This window comes from Casimicrobium huifangae (assembly GCF_009746125.1).
GTDB classification, from domain to species: Bacteria; Pseudomonadota; Gammaproteobacteria; order Burkholderiales; family Casimicrobiaceae; genus Casimicrobium; species Casimicrobium huifangae.
The window spans coordinates 99,555-117,917 of record NZ_CP041352.1 but is presented as its reverse complement, the minus strand read 5'-3'; the positions used below and the strand labels follow the sequence as shown (position 1 = coordinate 117,917).

The window sequence follows — 18,363 nt, the reverse complement described above, 5'->3', positions numbered from 1 at the left end:
TTTGTTCGTCAGTATTGTAATTAGCTAAAAAACTAATCGTCAAACCCGGGGATGGCTGCTACTCAATCCGATGCTCCAAGCTCGCTCGCCAACGTCGACGCATTCAATGCGCTGGCCAGCGACAAACGCCTGCAGATTCTGGAGTGGCTCAAGGACCCGGTGGCGCATTTTCCGCCACAGGTGGACGGCGATCTGGTGCGCGACGGCGTGTGCAGCATGTTCATCGCCGACAAGCTGGGTGTCAGCGCACCGACCGCCAGCGTGCATCTCAAACTGATGACCGACGCCGGTCTGCTGATCGCCACCCGCATCAAGCAGTGGACCTTCTACCGGCGCAACGAAAAAGGTATTCGTGCGCTAAAGTCATCCATCAGCAAAAGTCTTTAACTGCCGGTCCGATGGCAGTGCGCAGCACTGGAAAGGAAACACCCATGAAACAACTCATCAGCTTCATTGCCGCCTTCACGCTTGGCATCGCCGCGTTCGCCAGCGACCCTGCGCCATACGACGAGAGCGCTGACGCGCAGGCGCAGGTGAAGCAGGCACTCGCGCGGGCAAAGGCCGAGAACAAGCAGGCGATGATCGTGTTCGGCGCCAACTGGTGCGGCGACTGCAAGATGCTCGATGGCGAATTCAAAAAGCCGGCGCTGAAGTCCGTGCTCGACGCCAGCTATGTGATCGTCAAGGTTGATGTCGGCCGCTTCAACAAGAATCTCGATGTGGTGAAGCCCTACGGCGAAGTGATCAAGAAGGGCATCCCGTCGATCGTCGTCGCCACGGCGGACAACCAGCTTGTTTACGCCACCAACGGCGGCGAGCTGGCCGATGCGCGCAAGATGGGTGAAAGCGGGGTTCTGGCGTTCTTCCAGCAGCTGCCGGCGAAGACCGGGCGCAAATCGTGACCGATGGCACGCCAGCCGGGACCGGCGGCAGCGGCGAACCGCAGCGCCTGTCCAAACTGCTCGCGCAGCGCGGCATTGCTTCGCGTAGCGAGGCAGACCGCATGATCGAGCGCGGCTGGGTGAGCGTCAATGGTCGCGTGGCGCAATCCGGTGACCGCGCGCTGCCGGACGCCGTGATCACGCTGTCGCCGGAAGCCCAGGAGCGGCTGCAAAGCACCGTCACCGTGCTGCTCAACAAGCCGCGCGGCTTTGTCTCGGCACCGGACGAAACCGGCGGCGCGCGGGCGATGAGCCTGCTGGTCGGCGAAAACTTTGGTGGTCTGGGGCAACCGCCCACACTGTCCACTTATGGCCTGCGCGTCGCCGGACGCCTCGCAGTGGGCGACAGCGGTCTGGTCGTCTACACCACCGACACCGCACTGGCGCGTCGCCTCGCAGCCGATGATGTCGAGGAATCCTGGCGCATCAGCTTCGCGGAGGGCATTCCGGCACAGGCGCAAGAGGCGTTGCAGGCTGCGGCTGCCGATACGGACGGTACGGTGATGATGGGCGAACGGCACGGCGACAGCATGCTGCAAGTCACCACCACGCGATTGGGCAAGGGCGCACTCGCCGAGCTGTGCGCCGGCCTTAGCTGGCAGGTCAATCTGCTGCGCTGGCGTCGTGGTGAAGTGACGTTGCCCGATGGTCTCGACGACGGGCAGTGGCAATTGCGAACGTCACCCGCCTGACGAGCTGCAAGTCCAACCGATGATCGTTCGCCCGCCCTCGCCTGCCAACACCGCCATGGTGCGCCCACGCATCCTGCTGGCGCCGATGGAGGGGCTGCTTGACTGCGTGCTGCGCGACATCCTCACCCGCGTGCGCGATCCGCTCACCAGTGTGGCCGGTGGCGGCATCGACCACTGCGTGTCGGAGTTCATCCGCATCAGTGGCACCCTGTTGCCCAACCGAGCCTTTGTGCGGGTCATGCCAGAGCTGCTCAATGATGGCTGCACGCTCTCCGGCGTGCCGGTGCGGGCGCAGTTGCTGGGCTCCGACCCCACCTGCCTCGCCGACAATGCCGCACGGCTGGCAGCGCTCAGGCCCGCAGGTATTGATCTCAACTTCGGTTGCCCGGCCAAGGTGGTGAACCGCCACGGTGGTGGTGCCATGCTGCTTGACGATCCGGCGCTGATCGCGCACATCGTCGCTGCCGTGCGCCGTGCCGTTCCGGTGACAGTTCCAGTGTCCGCCAAGATGCGGCTCGGCTTCAACGACGACCGCCGCGCCGAGGAGTGCGCGCAGGCGATGGCCGACGCCGGCGCCGGCGAAATCGTGGTGCATGCCCGCACCAAGGCCCATGGCTACCGGCCGCCCGCCTACTGGGAACGCATCGCCGATGTGCGCGCAGCGGTGCGAGTGCCGGTGATTGCCAACGGCGAAATCTGGTCGGTGGCGGATGCGCTGCGTTGCCGCGAAGTCTCCGGCTGCGTTGACCTGATGCTCGGTCGCGGCATGGTCGTTGACCCTGGCCTCGCGTGGGCGCTGCGCGCACATGACGCAGGCGTTAGCGCCGACGCCGTGGGCTGGTCGCAGTTGCGACCGCTGATCACTGATTTCTGGCAACTCGTATCGGCCCGCGTCTCGCGCAAGCATCGCGCTGGCCGGCTCAAGCAGTGGCTCAACTTCCTGCGCCGCCGCTACCCCGAAGCCGAGGCCGCCTACGCGGTGCTGCGCACGGTCAACGATCCGGCGTTGATTGATGCCTGGGCGGCAGGGCGCAACGGGGTCATCATGGGCAACGAATCGCCGGTGGCAGCCGACGAGCGGATTGCGCTGGTTGATTGACCTCACCGTACGCGGCCGTCATCAGCACTGCATTTCGTTACATCTGAGTCACCACCACCAGGCGCGGCGATGCTGAAATGCGCCCATGAAAACAGGCCTGATCCCCCTCCTCCATATTGCCCGGCATCGCGTGCGCGTGACCGCGTTCTGCCTGCTGGCTGCCTTCGCCGGCAATGCGCACGCCGCCGAGACCGTGACTGTCATCGAGTATTACAACCAGAACCTCGACGCCTACTTCATCACGGCGCGCAGCAACGAACAAGCGCTGCTTGACACCGCCGCCGGCTTTTCGCGCACCGGGACGCGCTTCGTTGCCAATGCCGCTGTGGATGCAACGGCTGCGCAGACACGCATCTGCCGCTTCTACATCTCGGGCGTCTCACCGTTCGTGAGCTCGCACTTCTATGGTGTGGAGAGTACTGACTGCACCATGCTGCTGGCCAACACGCCAGCCGGGTTCAGCTTTGAGGGCTACGACTTTGCCGTGGCGCGGCCCGACAGCAGCGGAGCGTGCCCGGCGAACAGCCACTTGCCGGTTTACCGCGCGTTTCGCGCCGCAGCCGGTGGCAAGACGCCCAATCATCGCTACACGGCAAGCCTCACCGAGTACAGCCGCATGATCGCACTAGGCTGGGCTGGTGAGGGCGTCGCCTATTGCACTACCGCAGCGCAGTATCCGGTGGCAGACAGCCTGCGCGCTTCCGCCGTGCAACAGACGGCCGTACATGACCCCGCCTGCACGCCAGCGGCGCCGTTCTACTACGAGATCGGGGACCGCGACGGTGCGCGGGTCAACGGCAGCGTTGGTCTGCTGTACGGCGCAGCAACCGAAGTGCCGATCGCATCCGCATCCAAATGGTTCTACGGCGCTTACGTCACCCAGCAGCGCGGCGGCAATCTGAGCGCGGACGATGTGCGCTTTCTCACCTTCAGCAGCGGCTACGTCACCTTCGACAACGCCTGCGCCCGCGACGACACCGTGGGCAGTTGTGCGGTGGCGGGCAGCAATGGCAACTACACGCCCGCCGCAGACGGCAAATTCTTCTACGCCGGCAGCCACATGCAGACCCACGCGGCGCGCCACATGGCGCTTGGCAGTCTGAACAACGCAGGGCTGGCCGATGCCGTGCTGGGCACGCTCGGCATGACGTCTTACGCCGCCAGCTTCCGCTACTCGCAGCCGCAGCTCGCGGGTGGCATCAACACCTCGGCCAATGTGTACACCGCGTTTCTGCGCAAATTGCTGCGCCAGGATCTGGTCGCCGGCAGCCAGCTCAACGCCCATGCCCGCTGCACCAATCCGCTGACCTGCGCCAGCGCCATCGAAACGCCGTTCCCCACTACCGAGAGCCCGAACTACAGCATCGGCCACTGGGTGGAGGACACGCTCGTCGCCGATGGTGCTTACTCAAGCGCGGGCGCCTTTGGCTTCTACCCGTGGATCGAGCCGACCAAGGCCTACTACGGCGTGCTGGTGCGCACGGTGCTGGTCGGCAAGCCGGCGCTGGACTCGGTCGCCTGCGGTCGCAAGCTGCGGCTGGCCTGGGCCACAGGGGTGGCATCCTGACCGCCACGCAGCCATGATGGTCGCTGGCGAATCAGATGCGACCACGCAGCAGGCGCCGCCCTACTCCGGCACACACATGCTCACACCCTCATCGAGCCAGCCGATGGCGACAGCGGCGTCTACGGTGGTGCGGCCGGTCACGTAACGATGGTTCGAGACGTAGTTCTTACCCGGTGCGCTGGCGTTGTTGTAGAGCCGGTAGAGCGGTTTTGATCCGGCCGGGCAACTGGGCTGTGTGCCCACTGGCGCGTTGGCTGCCAGCGGCAACGGCTTGTTGACCCGGAAGGTTTGCCCCTCGTAGCTCAGAAAGCTCACGCCCTTGAGCCAGTTGCACTCGGTGTCGCTGGCGCTGTAGAAGTGGGTGTTCGGCCCGCCGTTCGCACCACCATAGAAACGGCAGACGCTGACATAGCCACCCTGCTTGAAGCTGTTGCCGGTGCGCCGCCAGGTGGCGATGCTGTCGAGTGCGGTGCGATCTGCATCCGTTGCAGCGTAGAAGTACTGCCCATCCGGCTGCCTTGGAAAGTCCGCTGTGTTGACGTACTCGGTGACTTCCCCTTCAACCCAGGGCGGTGGCAGGGTGGTCAGTTTGAAGTTGTCTTCCGCCGTCGGGAACACCGGCCAGTCAGCAGGCATCTTGCTGCGGTTGGCGTCGTTCCAGTCGCTTTGTGATTCGACCAAACCAAGCTTGTAGCCCCAGTAGTAGGTGATCCACGGCGCGCCCGCGCGCTCGATGACCATTGGGGAGGCGTCAAATTCACCGCCATCCAGCGCTTTGCGGCGCACTGGAGCGTTGAAGGTAATTTTGTCTTCTAGTGTCCAGCGGATGGGGGGCGGGGAGGACGTCATGTTTTCGCCGCATATGGCAATATCCGTGCTGTAGCGCCAAGCGTTTGTCTCAAACATCGTCTTACCGACCGCAGTGGACGGGGGTATTGCCGTGTGTTCCTGGCGACACGGCTTCTTCAAACTCGAGAGACCAGCCGGCCCATAAAACTTCACCACACGTGGCGTGCGAGCGTCAGTTTCGATTCGCACAAACAGGCCCTGATACCACGTCTGAATGTCCCCGTACACGGTTCGCCCTGTCAACAAGGTTGGGTGGTTCGTGCTAAGACTGGGGTCAGTGTCGTATACGGCATACTGCGAAAAATACTGAACATAGTAAGCCGACAGATCGTCAGCCAAGGCCGTACTCGTTGTTGCGGCAAACGCCGCGAGCATGGTCAGGACGTTGCCAACCGGACGCACGCGCGTCATGCCGCGTGATTGCAGATCGGGTTGAGGTGTCGCATGCGCGGCCGACAACCGTTGAACCTGAACAAAGGTCTTCATGGCGACAGCTGAATGATGTTGATCGGTTGGCCCGCAGCGTCAAGATACCCAGTCGACTGAAAAAATTCGCGTAACTTTGCCTCAATCGCCACTGGTGTCGTAAGCCCGTAGTAGTCGGCAACATAAGCGGCTGCGGCTGCGACGTGCGGCGCGGCCATCGACGTGCCCGACAGAAACAACCAGCCGGAGCTTCCGGACACGGGATTTCCGGCGTATGGCGTCACCTGTGAACTAATGGTTGAAAACCAGCCGTCGGCCGGGAGGCCGGCACCATTTTGCGCGGTGTGTGTGCCCCATGCTGAAACAATCGCATTGCCGGGGGCCCACACGTCTACGCACGGCCCGTAATTTGACGCGAAGTCCTTTGCCAAACCGGCCGGGTAGGTATCGCTGAACGTCCGGTCATACTGGGCGGATAAACCAGCCGGACCTTTTACCGGTTCTCCGGTGTGGTGAATTGCGCCCACCACCATAATGCCATCCAATGATGTCGAAAGTGCAGTGGCGCTTGTTCGGTATGCTTTGGATGGATTGCTGCAAACATTTTCCCAATCATTCCCCGCCGACTGCGCGATGAACGCGCCTGGATAGGACGCCAAGTAGTAGCCAACGCCCGGTAAATACCGCCAAACTTGCGCGGGCTGGCTCAATTGAAGAAACTTCGCGCGATTTGTTTCCGCCTGGCCGTTTGTGTCGAAGCCAAATTGACCACTGTTCATCGAAATGTTGATGATTGGCACTGTCTGTGAACCGCTATTGATCACCGCGCCGTAGACATAGTCAAGCGCATAGCCCATGCCGCTAGTTGTGGCTGGCGGGAATGCGCAAGGTGACCACGGTGAGCCTTTGGCGGTCAACGCTGTGATCGACACCATGTCCACGCCCGCATACATTCCCTTTGTTGTCGCGCCGTTTGCTGCGCCACCGATAATTCCTGCCACGTGCGTTGCGTGCGCCCAGCAACCAACGACCGGGTAAAAGCCTGGGTCAATGTTGTTGCAGTTGGTGCCTCCGCCACATGCAACGTTTACTCGGGCGGTCACGGAGGGTAGGTCGTCGTGCCATGCGACTCCAGTATCAATGATGTAGACGGTTCTGGTGGATTGTGAAAGGCGCGTCTTGCCGTTCATCGATACGCGACCCCAGGACTGCGTTTCTGACCCAACGACCACGTTGCCCCACGGCGCGGCGGGGTTGAGGGCAGAAAAGACTTGCGTCGAGCCATCCTCAGTCAATAGCTTCAGACTTTTGTCCTCCCGCATCCGCTTGATCTGCGCGTCGGTCAGGTATGCAGTCGTGCTGCTCCCCACCCACGTCGTCATGCCTTGCGGTTCGTACCCGTGCGTCTTGGCATGCGCATTGACCAGATTCACCACTTGCGGGCGGTGGAAACTGGCGTTGCTGTCCCAGCCCGGTGGCGGGTCTTTCGGGAATTTTTCGTGTGCGTCGTCAGCGAAGTCGATGATGATCAACTTGCGGCCTTGGGCATCAACGATGGGTTTTTCTGCCGCGTGATACGGCACCAAAAACAGTGACTCAGCCTGAGCAGGCAACGTAGCCGCACTCGCAAGCGCAAGCGACACGAGAAGTTTGCCGAGATGATTACCGAGAGAGAGAGAGAGACGATTTCGACACGAGAGCCTTTGTGGTGTTGAGGAGGAGAAGCCGCGTCAGCGCCTGTGTCGGGCGCAGCGCGGACCGCGTTCCGGTCGTCAGTTGTTCTGGCTATGACATTAGCATCGTTTCTGATGCTGGTCTACCGCCCAAATGGGTGGGCGCCTGCATGGCTTTGAGTCGGCGCGAGGTCACGGTGACGTGCGGTCGAGGCAGCCAATCGGCGCCCGGAGCCCCCTTGCAAAGCCGAAGCTGCGCGCACGACGCTGGTTGAGCACACATGCACGACGGACGACGATTCCGCTTTTCGCTGGAAACGCCTTTTGATGTGGGCTAAAGGCCTGTTTTGAACCAAGTCGACTTGGCGTCAAAATTTGACGCTCGTACAGTTCGTATGCGGCTTGCCAGGATTTTTTGGCTAAAGTTGCTCGATCGGTTGCGCAGCGATCACCTGCTCCATGACGGCCTTCAGATTGCGCAGCGCGCGTGCCGATTGCCGTTCGAGAACCCAGCGGGTGACTGATGCGTCCAGCGCTCGCCACGGCCAGCCTTTGGAGCGAAAATCGAGCGTGCGGTGAAAGCGGCAGCCGGCGCCATCTGCGCTGAGGCGATAGACGATGTGGGCACTGCCGGCGGCGGTATCGGTGCCGATCTCCCAGATGCCGGGCCGGTCGCGGCCGAGCACGGTCCACACCGCTTCGCTGCGGCGCCAGGCAACGGCGATCTTCTCGCGCATGGTCTCACCGGTGGTCAGTGGCCGCGGCTCGACGTCATACACGCCCAGCGTGGCCGGGTGCCAAGTGTGCCAGAGCGCCGGCGTGGTGACGTAGTCGAACACGTCCTCCGGCGATCGGGCAATGGTGATCTCGGTCTCGATGCGCACCGCCTCGCGCTGAAACTCGTGCATGTCGGCCAGCGTCATGGTCTTCAATCGCATCATCGTTCGTCCTCCCCGATTGGCGGCGCGTGCCGGCTCCCGCCGGTTGCGATCAGGGAATACGTGGGAACTGGCGAAACGGATTTCGCGGCGGCGACAACGGCCGCGTCCGGCGGCCCGCTCAGGGCACCACGCGGGCCGCCAGATACGCTTCAATCGCCGCCGTATCGCGGCTCGCGCAGCTGCCCGTCGCGCCGGCAATCAGTGCAGCGCCGCGCAGGCCGAGCAGGTAGCGCAGCGTCAGCACGCCGTCGGTGAGGGCGTCGACCTGGCCATTGCCGTCAATATCAAGCGCGGCGTAGGGCGGCGCCGGGCAGGCGGCGGTGACCACCACCGTGGTGCGCATGAAGCCCGAGTGGATTCGCACATGAAGTAGTAGGTACCGGGTGTGCTGAATGTGCGCGTGATGCTGGTGCCCGCGTTGGCGATCAGTGTCGATCCGGCAATGGTGAATGTATTGTCGGTTGCCTGGCGCAGCGGATGGTTGGCGAAAGTGCCCATCCACGTCACGGTCTCGTTGGTGTTGATATTGACCGTCTCGGGCATCGAATTGAAGCTCCATGTGACCGTCACGTTGGCGGCATTTACGACGGTCGCCAGCAGTACGCCTGCGACCAGGGCCAACGCCCGGCGAATGTATGCGACCAAAGAAACTGTCGGAGCATTTGAACGTTGCATTGGCCGGGCCTTTCGGCTGAATTGGTGCGGCATTAGAGCGTATGAGGTGGCAGCAGGCAATATCATCGCGCGTGGATCGGTCCGCACGACAACCTGTGAGGCGATGGTTCAGCGCGGCGCCGTCCGTTGCGTGGCATCGGCCTTGTTGCGCCATTCGGTGCTGAGCGCCGCGTCCTGCCGGAAGCCACAACTGCCGCTTTGGTACCAGAACGAGAGGGTGTTCATCGCCCGCCAGCTGCCGCGCTCGATGGTCTGCCGCAATAGGCGCTCGCCAGCGGCGGCATCCTTGCGCACCCCGATGCCGCAGAGCAGGATGTCGGCGTAGCGGATGGCCGCTTCCTCGTGGCCGGTGTCGGCCGCCTTCTTGATCCAGAGCGCCGCCTGCGCAAGATCGGACTTGATGCCGCCCACCCCGGCATGCACCCAGGTGCCGTAGATGAACCAGGCTTGTGGCAGCGCAGCCTTGGCCGCCTCCCGCATCATGGCGACGGCGCGGCGTTCGTCTTTCACCTCGGGGGAGTGGCCGTTGAACAAGTCGATGGCAAGGTCGTACTGTGCTTGCGGGTCACCCCGCGCTGCCTCGACGTTATTGCGGGCACGCTTGAGGTGGCGCATGACGTCGGCGGCATCACTGCTGTCGATACGGGCGTCCAGCGCCCGTTGCAACCAGAGCATGGCGTTGTCGAAGCTTTGCGTCACGCCGCGCCCGTACTCGTAAGCGAGACCGAGGTTGTACATGCCATAGGCGTTGCCGCCATCGGCGGCGCGACGGTACCACTGCGCGGCAGCGGGATAGGATTGACCGCGCCCCTTGCCCGACTCATAGCAGAGCCCGTAGTTGGTGGCGGCGATCGGCTCACCACCGTTGGCGGCAGTTTCCCACCAGTTGCATGCCTCCACTGCGTTCGGCGCCACGCCCTTGTTGCGCGTGTAGATGCGGGCAACGCGAAACTGTGCGTCGGCGTTGCCGGCGCGGGCGAGCGGCAGGTAGAGCGGCAGTGCGCGGGCATCATCCTGGGCGCCATAGGCGCGCTCCGCCTCGGCCAGCGCCGCGCGTGCCGGGTCTGCCGGCGCTGCCGCGACTGCTGGTCGCGGTGGGTTGCTGTCGCAGCCGGCGAGCGCCGTGAGCAGGGCGGCCGTCAGCACGGCGGCCGGAGCAAGTTTCAGCGCGCGGTATCCGAAATTCGACATGATGAGCCTCCGATAGCCTGACGATCAGCGTCGATGGACGAGCGTAGCGCGGTCAGGCGCCGCCGGCAAATCTGCCGTTCTGCCATCGACCAGCGTCGGATCAGACGTTTTTGCCGGATGCCCTTGCGCCATGGCGGCAAAGGTGATGAGTCAATCCGATGCGCGTGGGCGCGACGGTCACTCAGCCGCATTGGCGAGCGGCTCGGTGATCGACAGCGCCTCGATGCCGGCGTTTGGCAGCGAGAAATAGAAGCTCGCGCCCTCGTCCGGCGCCGCCTCGGCCCATACCCGGCCGCCGTGGCGCTCGACCGCACGACGCACGATGCTGAGGCCGATGCCGTGTCCGGCGTAGTCGTGCCCGTGCAGACGGGTAAACGGCTGGAAGAGAACGCGGGCGTTCTCGCGACAGAAACCAACGCCGTTGTCACGCACCTGCACCACCGTCTGCTCGTCGTCGCGGCTTGCGAGCACCTCAATGCAGGCGTCCGGGCGATGGCCGCAGAACTTGATGGCGTTGCCAATCAGGTTGGCCAGCGCCGGCCGCAGCAGCGAGGGGTCAGCCTCCACAACGGGCAGATCGCCAACGATGTAGCTTGGGCCGTGCCGGAGCGGTGCCCGCAGGTTGCTGTTTGGCAATCTGGCCACGTTGGTGGACGTGGCCGACACACCGTTGGTGCCGGTGGCCACGTCGCGACGCGCCGACGCCGCCGCAAACAATGCCATCTGATTGCCGGTCTGCGCTTCGGCAAGGGCGATCGCTTCGTGGGCCAGCGCTGTCAGGTCGACATGGGTCTTGTGCAAGTCCTTGTCGCCCACCTTGGCCAGCGTGAGCAGCGCGGTCACCAGATCGGAGGACTGCTGCGCCTGGCCGGCAATCAGCGGCAGCACCCGCCGCGCCACCGCTGTATCGCCCTGGCGCAAGGCGTCGTTGGCGACATTGGCAAGGCCGGCGATGCCGCCCAGACTACCGCGCAAATCGTGCGACACATTGCGGTTGAAACTTTCGAGGCGAGCCACGATGTTCTGCAAGTCGGCAGTACGACTGGCGATGGTCGCCTCCAGCGAGGCGTTGAGGATAGTCAGTGAGTGCTCCGCGTCCATCCGTCGCGCGTTTTCGATCTCGAGCGCGACGCGCCGGCGCACCAGACTGACCGTGAGCACGGCAATGCCCAGGAAGATCTCCGGAATCAGTGCGTAATAGCGCAGCGTAAAGGTCTCGGCACCGTTGGCCACCTGCCAGACCAGATAGACCGGCATCAGCACAATCCCCAGCGCAGTCAGCGCATGGCTGGACGAACGCTCGCGCAAGGCGGCGCTGAAGGCGGCGTAGACGATGATCAGGCCGGTCAGCATGTAGGGGAAAAATGCCCATGGCCGCGGCAGCGGGATGCCGGTTGTCGCGCAAAAGGTGATCGCCAGCGAAGGTACCGTTGCCAGCGCAATCAGCCAGTTCGACGCCCGTCCCGGCGCCGCGAAATATTGCAGCAGACCACAGGCACAGGAGGCTGCGGCCATGCCATGCAGGGCCGCGGCAACCGGGTTCATGTTGACCGTGTTCGGCCGCAACGAGGCATCGTTGAAGAAGTGAATGGCGAGAAAGCCGTAGCCGAGCGCGATCCATGACGCGCCTGGCTCGCGATCACGCAGCCAGAGCACCAGAAAGATCGCCGACAGCGTACCGAAAATTACCGCAGCTACATCAGTGCCCGAAAACGGTATCTGCCCCGAGAAGTCCAGCGGAGTCACAGTTTTTTCTTTTTGGAGTTGCAGCGAGTCAGCAATGTGTCTGACATTCTCATTGTGGCGCTATCTGGCTTAAAACAGCGGAAACAACACGTCAACTGGCTATTGATAAATAAGAATTTTCGGGGGAAATACGACAGACTTAGAGACCGAAGGATGCCCGCCGCCGCTGCCGGTGCACGCCACAGGCGACCAATTCGGTGTCATCTGCCCGTAACATCGTTGTCATAAAACGCGAGGTGAGTGCCCCGGCAACGCCCCGACCGTCGGGCGCTCGCCGTCTGACGAATCAAACCGCTTTCGCATGCCAGCCAGCATCCTTATTGTTGAAGACGAACCTGCCATCGCCGAGCTGGTGTCGCTGCACTGCCGGCACGCCGGTTACACGGTCAAAGTGGCGCATGCGGTGCTTGACGCCCGTGATATCGTGGACGAAACGCTGCCCGACCTGGTGGTGCTGGACTGGATGCTGCCCGACAAATCGGGCATCGACTTCGCCCGCGAGCTGCGGCGCGACGAGCGTACCCGCGATCTGCCGATCCTGATGCTCACCGCCCGTGCCGCCGAGGACGACAAGGTGCGTGGTCTTGAGGTAGGTGCCGACGACTACGTCACCAAGCCGTTTTCGCCCAAGGAGCTGGTGGCACGAATCAAGGCCCTGTTGCGCCGTGCCGCACCGGACGTGAGCGAGGAGCCGCTGGAAGTGGCGGGCCTGCGGCTGGAGCCGGCCTCGCACCGGGTCACCGGCAACGGCACGGAACTCAAGGTTGGCCCCACCGAGTTCCGGCTGCTGCGCTTCTTCATGGCCCGGCCGGAACGGGTGATGACGCGGCAGGCGCTGCTTGATGGCGTATGGGGCGATCACGTGTTCATCGAGGAGCGGACGGTGGATGTACACGTCCGCCGCCTGCGCCTCGCGCTGGAGCCCTCCGGCCATGACGCACTGGTGGAAACGGTGCGCGGCGGTGGTTACCGGCTGCGCAAACAGCCGCTGCGGTAACTGCGGGCGGCTGGCCCCTACCCCGCTTTCCTTTTAGTGTCATCACCCGCCACTACACTGCCGGCATGAAGGCGATCCGGCAAACCCTTGTCGCATTGGCGCTGATTGCGCTGGTGCTGTCGTGGGTATGGACGCCCTGGGTGGCCGTGGTGATGCTGGCCGCCATCGGCGCCTGGCTGTTCTGGCAGTTGCAACGTCAGGATGACGCCGCTGCCGCACTGCTGCGCGAGCCGGAATCGGTAGATCGTTCCTTTGACGACGCCATGGCCATCATCCGCGCCCGCCTCAAGGAAGGCGAGCAGAGCCTGCGCGACCGCGATGCCGAGATCGCCCAGCGCAAGCAGATCACCAATGCGGTGCCTGACGGTCTGTTCCTGCTCGACAACGGCGGCCGCATCATCTGGTGCAACCAGGCGGCGCTGGTGATGCATTCGCTGGATGCCTTCCGCGACATGGGCAAACCTATCGCCCAATTGATTCGAGCCCCGGAATTTGCCCGTTATCTGGACGATGACACGCAACCAGAGCCAGTGGTGACGCTCGGCGGTCGCTCGATCGCCTTTCATCTCGAGCGCGGCAGCGAAGGCGCGCGCCTGCTCTTGACCCGCGACGTAACCGAACGCGAGAAGCTCGACCGCATGCGCCGTGACTTTGTCGCCAATGTGTCGCATGAGTTGCGCACACCCCTCACTGTCGTCGGCGGCTTCGTGGAAACGCTCACCGATCTGCCACTCGAACCGGACGAGCGCAATCGCTACCTGCAACTGATTGCCAACCAGACCACCAACATGCGGCGGCTGGTGGAGGACTTGCTCACACTGGCGCGACTGGAGAATGACCAGTTGCCGCCGGAGGCCACGCAAATTGACCTGGCGCTGGTCGCGCGCGACGCGCTGGCGGACGCCGAGGCGCTATCAGCAGGCGCACACACGTTCGAGGCAACGATCGCCCCCGCACACTTGCTCGGCAGCGTCGGCGAGCTGCGCTCCGCGCTCGGCAATTTGCTGTCCAACGCAGTGCGCTACACGCCCGCGGGCGGCCGCATCACGCTCAATGTCGCGGCCCACGCGAACGGAGAAATCGTCGTTGAAGTGAAGGACAGCGGCGTCGGCATCGCCGCCGAACACATCCCGCGTCTGACCGAACGCTTCTACCGTGTCGATCGCTCCCGCTCGCGTGAAACCGGCGGCACCGGCCTCGGCCTCGCCATCGTCAAACACGTCGCGCAACGTCACCGCGCCAAACTGGAGATTGAAAGCACGGTCGGCGGCGAGCAGCACGGCAGCACGTTCCGGTTGCGGTTTCCGGTTTCTGGCACTTAGTCTCCTGATCCGTCAGCTTTTCGGCTCTGGTGACCGCCAATTGGGCTTTTGAGGCACATTTTTTCGCCAATCGACTTGCGTTCATTCGACCTTGCAACCCGCATGAAACTTGGCGAGAGGCAAAAGGCTGCGTCACGTCGTCATGCTTGCGTCATGTTTGGTGTCCTGTTCAAATGGATGGCAATTGACAAATTGGAATTGCGATGACGGCTCGGATGGCAAGGCTGCTGCTTGCGGCATGGGTTGGGGTTTGTGCTGCGAACGCGGTGGCGCAGGTCGAGTGGGTGACGCCGCTGGGCGACCCGGCGGCACCGGCGCCGCTCATGTTGCAGCGAGCGGTAGCCGCGCCCGATGGTGCTACCTTTGTCGTGGCCAATGTTGCCGACGGTGAAGCGACGCGGTTGCGGGTCAGCCGCATTTCAGCGGCTGGGGTTGAGCAGTGGGTACGCTGGCCAGTCAATGGCTCTGGTGTGCTCGGCAGCTGGGAGACCACACTACCGGCGGTAACGCACGCCGATGGCTCGGTGTCGCTCAGCTACTTTCGCAACACGCCCTATGGCTACTGCGCCGCCAACTACTCCGCAACAGGTGACTTGCGATGGCTGCGCTGTGGCGGCAATGCCGCCGCTATCAGCCTCGCTGCCGATGACGATCTCTACATTGTGGCCGGCACCCCGCGCCAGGTCAGCAAGCTCGCAGCAACCGGCCAGGTGCGCTGGGAAGTCACCGACACCACTTACCCAAGCGGCAATCTGGTCGGCCACGGGATCGACTCCAACGGCAACTACGTCGAGCTTTGGAGCAGCACCATCCGCACCTGGAGCTACGTCGACGGCAGCATCAGTGCGGTCAACGCCGCCAGTCTGCCTTACCAAACGCCTGCACGCGACCTGCGTCTGATCACTCGCAGCAACCGCAACCTGGTCGTGACACGTGGACTGGCTTACGCAAGCAATGCGACCACGTCAACCGTGACTCGCCACACGTCGACGGGTGCCCAGTCGTGGTCGACAACCGTCACCTTCCCCGGCACTTTTACTGGCAATGAATACGATGTGCTGTTTCCGGCGGATGCGGACGGTGTGTATGTGGTGCGCACCTCCACGGGCATCACCGACACCCAGGTAGCGAAGCTCTCCGCTGCGGGGGCCGTGTTGTGGCAGCGGCATTACTCAAGAATTCATCGGATTGTGGAGGGGCCGAACGGTCTCATTGGCATTCGCAGTGATGTCAACGTAGGTAGCGGTAGCAGTGATTCGTTCATCTTTGCCATCGCTCCCGCCGATGGGGCGCTCGGTAGCCCGATCATCTACTCGCGCTCCGACGCCTTCGCGCCAACGGACTGGTTCGCCGCTGCCAATGGCCGTGTTATTGCGAGCTTCCAGGGCAACAACCCGTTCCCGCCGTATGCGGCGTTTCCAAATGCCCTGCTGGCGAGTAGCGCCTATGTCGGCCCTGCGGTCGCCAGTCGCTGGGTGGTCACGGCGCTGTCGCGTCCAGCGGTCAGCGCGCAGCAGAGCGAGTGTCTGATGCCCCGATTGAGTCGATCAAGCCCAGCTCCTGGCTGGTGGTCGCGCACGCAACGAGCGCCGCAGTCGCCGCGATCTACCTGGGTCAACACCGACACTGCAACTGGAATAGCTGGCGCTCGCTCGGCCAACGATACTGGGGACGTTGACTGTGGCTCGCCGATCACCCCGGATGCCGCTCGCATTGCTGTTAACAGCTACGGTCAACGGCTGCAGAAAGTCAATTTCAATGGGGACCTTATCTGGCAGTCTGCCAGCTCGCTATTTCCCACCTCTGGCTCGCAGCGCGCCTTGACGTCAATTGCCACCAGCGGCGCCATCACTTACACCACCGGCAATCTGCTCGGCCGCGCCACCATCAGCGGCACGATCATCTTCGAGACCGATCTCGGGATGATCACGCCGCAGTTTCTCGCCGTCGATACCGATGCCAGCGTCTGGGTGGTCGGGCCCAACCCCAACGGCGGCTCAGTGAAGGTGGTCAAGGCTGACGCCAGCGGTGCGCTGCAGTGGACGCTGACTATTGATGCGCCATCCTGCTCCGATACGCTGAGAGCGGTCCGACTCAGCGCCGCCGGCGTGCTGCTGGTTGCCACTGAGGCGTGCAGCGAGGGGCGCGTGCATCGCATCAGCGCTAACGGCCAGGTGGTCTGGCAGCGTGTGATTGGCGGCACTGTTGCGCAACCGTTTGTACAAGTGGGCGCCTTGGCAGAGGATACCGCCGGCAACGTCTTTGTCGGCGCCTGCACCCACAACGGTTCGCTGACGGCCGACAACGCCCGTGCTGCGTCGCTGGTCGCATCGTGGTCGGGCAGCGGCAGCGAGCGCTGGAATCTCCGCCGCGATCTGTTTGGCGACGCCCCGGAGTGCGTCACGTCGTTGGACACTGATACCGACGGCAGCGTCTACGCGGCGAGCAGTGTCACGCGCGGGACGTCGCCGCCCGTGCTGTGGGCAATCGCTGCGTCCGGTAGCGAATTGTGGCGCCATGCGGGCCTGCTCGCCAATCCGGATGCAACATTTACTGAGCTCGCACTTGACAGTACGGGCAAGCTGGTTGCTCTCGGCGAGGCCCCCGCAGGTCAGGATGGCCCGCGCGCAGCGACGTTGCGGCGCATCGCGCTTGCGGGCATCGGCTCGCCACTGCGTCTGAAAGTACTCGAAGCGCCGGCGACGCCGGTCGAGTATCGCGCCTCGTTCGGGCTGCGCGTCGGCCTTCGTACGGCGGCGGACGTTGCCGCCAATGCAACCAGTCCCGTGGTGGTATCGCTGGCTGTCGACAACGGCGGTGGTTCGGTCAGTAGCGCCGGATGCACCATCGCTGTTGGCAGCAGCGAATGCAGCATCACGGATGCCCGCTACGACGCGGTCGAGAACAACGTAGTCCTGTCCGCTGCGGCCGATAGGCTCGCCGCTGCAGTGGCGCCGGCCATCAACGTCGTGCGGGCGGCGACTGCCACGACGATTGCGGCCCTCACGCCCCCGCCTTACAACGCGTTTTCGATCGTCACGGTACGAGCGTCGGTGCAGGGGCCGCCGCCGCCCTCGCCCGCTGACATCCGCGGCTATCTCAATGGACCGCAGGGATCCTCAGCCTACACGACAAACTGCGGGTCCGTGACTGGCACCGGTCTGGTGACCGGCTACCAGTGCGATTTCCTCATTAACAGCGCTGCCATGCCATTCAACGCCTCCTTCGTGGCCTACGGCGATTCCAACTACCTGAGTTCGACGGCGGCCGCCACCACATTGCCCATCACTGCGGTGACACCTGCATTGACAGTGACCGAGGACACTGGCAATACACGGGTGGCAGGGGACCGCGTACGTTTCCGGGTGACGCTGACGACGCCGGGTGGCGTGAACGTGTCGACCTTCGTCCTGCGTTCACTGCTCAGTATCAGCGGTGGTGGCTGCATCTACACCGTGGCAAACGGCAGCCTCAGCGATAACTTCTCGGGCAGCTATGTCCTCTGCGAGTCGCTGAATCCGCCGGTCGGCCCGCTGAGTGTCATGGTGTCTTTTGCTGGCAATGCCGACTTGCTGGCTGCCAGCACGCTCGCGCCAACGGTCACTATCACCGGCGGCGCCGTGTTGCGCGGCAGTGCCTACCTGTCGGGCGCCACCGTCTGCTCGCCGACGGCAGGGGCCAACTGCTCAGGCCCCACCTATGTCGGGGCCAGCGGCAGCTACGAGTGGGCGTGTTCCGTGCCGGCTGGCGCGTCGGGCCAGATTTTCTTTGTTCCGCCGCCGGGCTCGCCTTTCGTCTTCCAGCCGTCTCCCATTGCGTTCAGTAACGCCGCCGGCGTTGTCAACATGTCAGGGCCGACCTCACAGTTCTACCAGTCATACGCGTGTATGCGCGATGTTGATGGCGATGGAGCAACACTGGCACATACCGACGGCGTTCTGGTGCTGCGTCGCATGTTCGGGCTGACGGGCAACGCACTGACCGAGGGCGCCACGCACGCCTGCGTTCCGCGTTCGGCCGCCGGCATTGTGCAGGCGGTTTCGCTTGCTGCCTACGACATCGATGGCGACGGCCAGACGCGCGGCGAGACGGATGGTCTTCTGTTTTTGCGGGCGATGCTCGGCTTTCGGGGTGAGGCGCTGATCGCCGACGCTATCGGCGCCAATGCAATGCGTCGCACACCTACCGATATCTGGAATTTCCTGGTTGGCTCATGTGGATTTGCATACTCGCCGTGAAGCGAC

The 18,363-nt window shown here is 63.5% G+C and carries 14 protein-coding genes; 8 read left to right on the top strand and 6 right to left on the bottom strand.

What is annotated here, in order from left to right:
* The first annotated feature begins 51 nt into the window (after positions 1 to 51).
* The 5 genes from FKL89_RS00505 (at position 52) to FKL89_RS00485 (ending at position 4,299) form a co-directional block, all read left to right on the top strand.
* Complete coding sequence (locus FKL89_RS00505; RefSeq protein ID WP_156860836.1) at positions 52 to 387, top strand: ArsR/SmtB family transcription factor; 336 nt, start codon at positions 52 to 54, stop codon at positions 385 to 387.
* Between the two features lie 44 nt (positions 388 to 431).
* Positions 432 to 902 (top strand): thioredoxin family protein, encoded by a 471-nt coding sequence (locus FKL89_RS00500; protein ID WP_156860835.1) that lies wholly within the window; start codon positions 432 to 434, stop codon positions 900 to 902.
* Complete coding sequence (locus FKL89_RS00495; RefSeq protein ID WP_162527349.1) at positions 899 to 1,633, top strand: S4 domain-containing protein; 735 nt, start codon at positions 899 to 901, stop codon at positions 1,631 to 1,633. The genes FKL89_RS00500 and FKL89_RS00495 overlap by 4 nt, the downstream gene beginning before the upstream one ends.
* Before the next feature lie 19 nt (positions 1,634 to 1,652).
* Positions 1,653 to 2,732, top strand: a complete 1,080-nt coding sequence (locus FKL89_RS00490) for a tRNA dihydrouridine synthase (RefSeq protein WP_238363449.1) — start codon at positions 1,653 to 1,655, stop codon at positions 2,730 to 2,732.
* An 85-nt stretch (positions 2,733 to 2,817) separates the two neighbouring features.
* Positions 2,818 to 4,299 (top strand): hypothetical protein, encoded by a 1,482-nt coding sequence (locus FKL89_RS00485; protein ID WP_156860833.1) that lies wholly within the window; start codon positions 2,818 to 2,820, stop codon positions 4,297 to 4,299.
* A gap of 60 nt (positions 4,300 to 4,359) precedes the next feature.
* On the opposite strand, the gene FKL89_RS00480 is transcribed toward FKL89_RS00485, so the two are convergent.
* From FKL89_RS00480 to FKL89_RS00455, 6 genes are all read right to left on the bottom strand, one after another.
* Positions 4,360 to 5,148, bottom strand: a complete 789-nt coding sequence (locus FKL89_RS00480) for a hypothetical protein (RefSeq protein WP_156860832.1) — start codon at positions 5,146 to 5,148, stop codon at positions 4,360 to 4,362.
* Between the two features lie 482 nt (positions 5,149 to 5,630).
* Entirely contained in the window at positions 5,631 to 7,217 is a 1,587-nt protein-coding gene (locus tag FKL89_RS00475) for a S8/S53 family peptidase (protein WP_156860831.1), read from the bottom strand.
* A 449-nt stretch (positions 7,218 to 7,666) separates the two neighbouring features.
* A complete protein-coding gene (locus FKL89_RS00470) occupies positions 7,667 to 8,188 on the bottom strand; it encodes an SRPBCC family protein (RefSeq protein WP_156860830.1) in 522 nt (173 codons plus the stop codon).
* 118 nt (positions 8,189 to 8,306) lie between these two features.
* On the bottom strand, positions 8,307 to 8,552 hold the full coding sequence (locus FKL89_RS00465) for a hypothetical protein (RefSeq protein ID WP_156860829.1): 246 nt from the start codon (positions 8,550 to 8,552) through the stop codon (positions 8,307 to 8,309).
* 419 nt (positions 8,553 to 8,971) lie between these two features.
* Positions 8,972 to 10,054, bottom strand: a complete 1,083-nt coding sequence (locus tag FKL89_RS00460) for a tetratricopeptide repeat protein (protein WP_156860828.1) — start codon at positions 10,052 to 10,054, stop codon at positions 8,972 to 8,974.
* 177 nt (positions 10,055 to 10,231) lie between these two features.
* Complete coding sequence (locus FKL89_RS00455) at positions 10,232 to 11,800, bottom strand: sensor histidine kinase (RefSeq protein WP_156860827.1); 1,569 nt, start codon at positions 11,798 to 11,800, stop codon at positions 10,232 to 10,234.
* A gap of 301 nt (positions 11,801 to 12,101) precedes the next feature.
* On the opposite strand from FKL89_RS00455, the gene phoB reads away from it, so the two are divergent.
* The 3 genes from phoB (at position 12,102) to FKL89_RS00440 (ending at position 18,357) form a co-directional block, all read left to right on the top strand.
* Positions 12,102 to 12,797 carry a phosphate regulon transcriptional regulator PhoB gene (gene phoB / locus FKL89_RS00450; RefSeq protein WP_156860826.1) on the top strand — a complete coding sequence of 232 codons (696 nt, stop codon included), beginning with the start codon at positions 12,102 to 12,104 and terminating at the stop codon, positions 12,795 to 12,797.
* Positions 12,798 to 12,862: 65 nt separating this feature from the next.
* Positions 12,863 to 14,119: a phosphate regulon sensor histidine kinase PhoR gene (gene phoR / locus FKL89_RS00445; RefSeq protein WP_156860825.1), complete on the top strand. Its 1,257-nt coding sequence runs from the start codon at positions 12,863 to 12,865 to the stop codon at positions 14,117 to 14,119.
* Positions 14,120 to 14,322: 203 nt separating this feature from the next.
* A complete protein-coding gene (locus FKL89_RS00440) occupies positions 14,323 to 18,357 on the top strand; it encodes an NHL repeat-containing protein (RefSeq protein WP_156860824.1) in 4,035 nt (1,344 codons plus the stop codon).
* Positions 18,358 to 18,363: the final 6 nt, after the last annotated feature.

Bases quoted from the DNA above. Each gene is read 5' to 3' on its own strand.
- FKL89_RS00505 (WP_156860836.1), top strand. From the start codon at position 52: ATGGCTGCTACTCAATCCGATGCTCCAAGCTCGCTCGCCAACGTCGAC.
- FKL89_RS00500 (WP_156860835.1), top strand. From the start codon at position 432: ATGAAACAACTCATCAGCTTCATTGCCGCCTTCACGCTTGGCATCGCC.
- FKL89_RS00490 (WP_238363449.1), top strand. From the start codon at position 1,653: ATGATCGTTCGCCCGCCCTCGCCTGCCAACACCGCCATGGTGCGCCCA.
- FKL89_RS00485 (WP_156860833.1), top strand. From the start codon at position 2,818: ATGAAAACAGGCCTGATCCCCCTCCTCCATATTGCCCGGCATCGCGTG.
- FKL89_RS00480 (WP_156860832.1), bottom strand. From the start codon at position 5,148: ATGACGTCCTCCCCGCCCCCCATCCGCTGGACACTAGAAGACAAAATT.
- FKL89_RS00470 (WP_156860830.1), bottom strand. From the start codon at position 8,188: ATGATGCGATTGAAGACCATGACGCTGGCCGACATGCACGAGTTTCAG.
- FKL89_RS00460 (WP_156860828.1), bottom strand. From the start codon at position 10,054: ATGTCGAATTTCGGATACCGCGCGCTGAAACTTGCTCCGGCCGCCGTG.
- phoB (WP_156860826.1), top strand. From the start codon at position 12,102: ATGCCAGCCAGCATCCTTATTGTTGAAGACGAACCTGCCATCGCCGAG.
- phoR (WP_156860825.1), top strand. From the start codon at position 12,863: ATGAAGGCGATCCGGCAAACCCTTGTCGCATTGGCGCTGATTGCGCTG.
- FKL89_RS00440 (WP_156860824.1), top strand. From the start codon at position 14,323: ATGACGGCTCGGATGGCAAGGCTGCTGCTTGCGGCATGGGTTGGGGTT.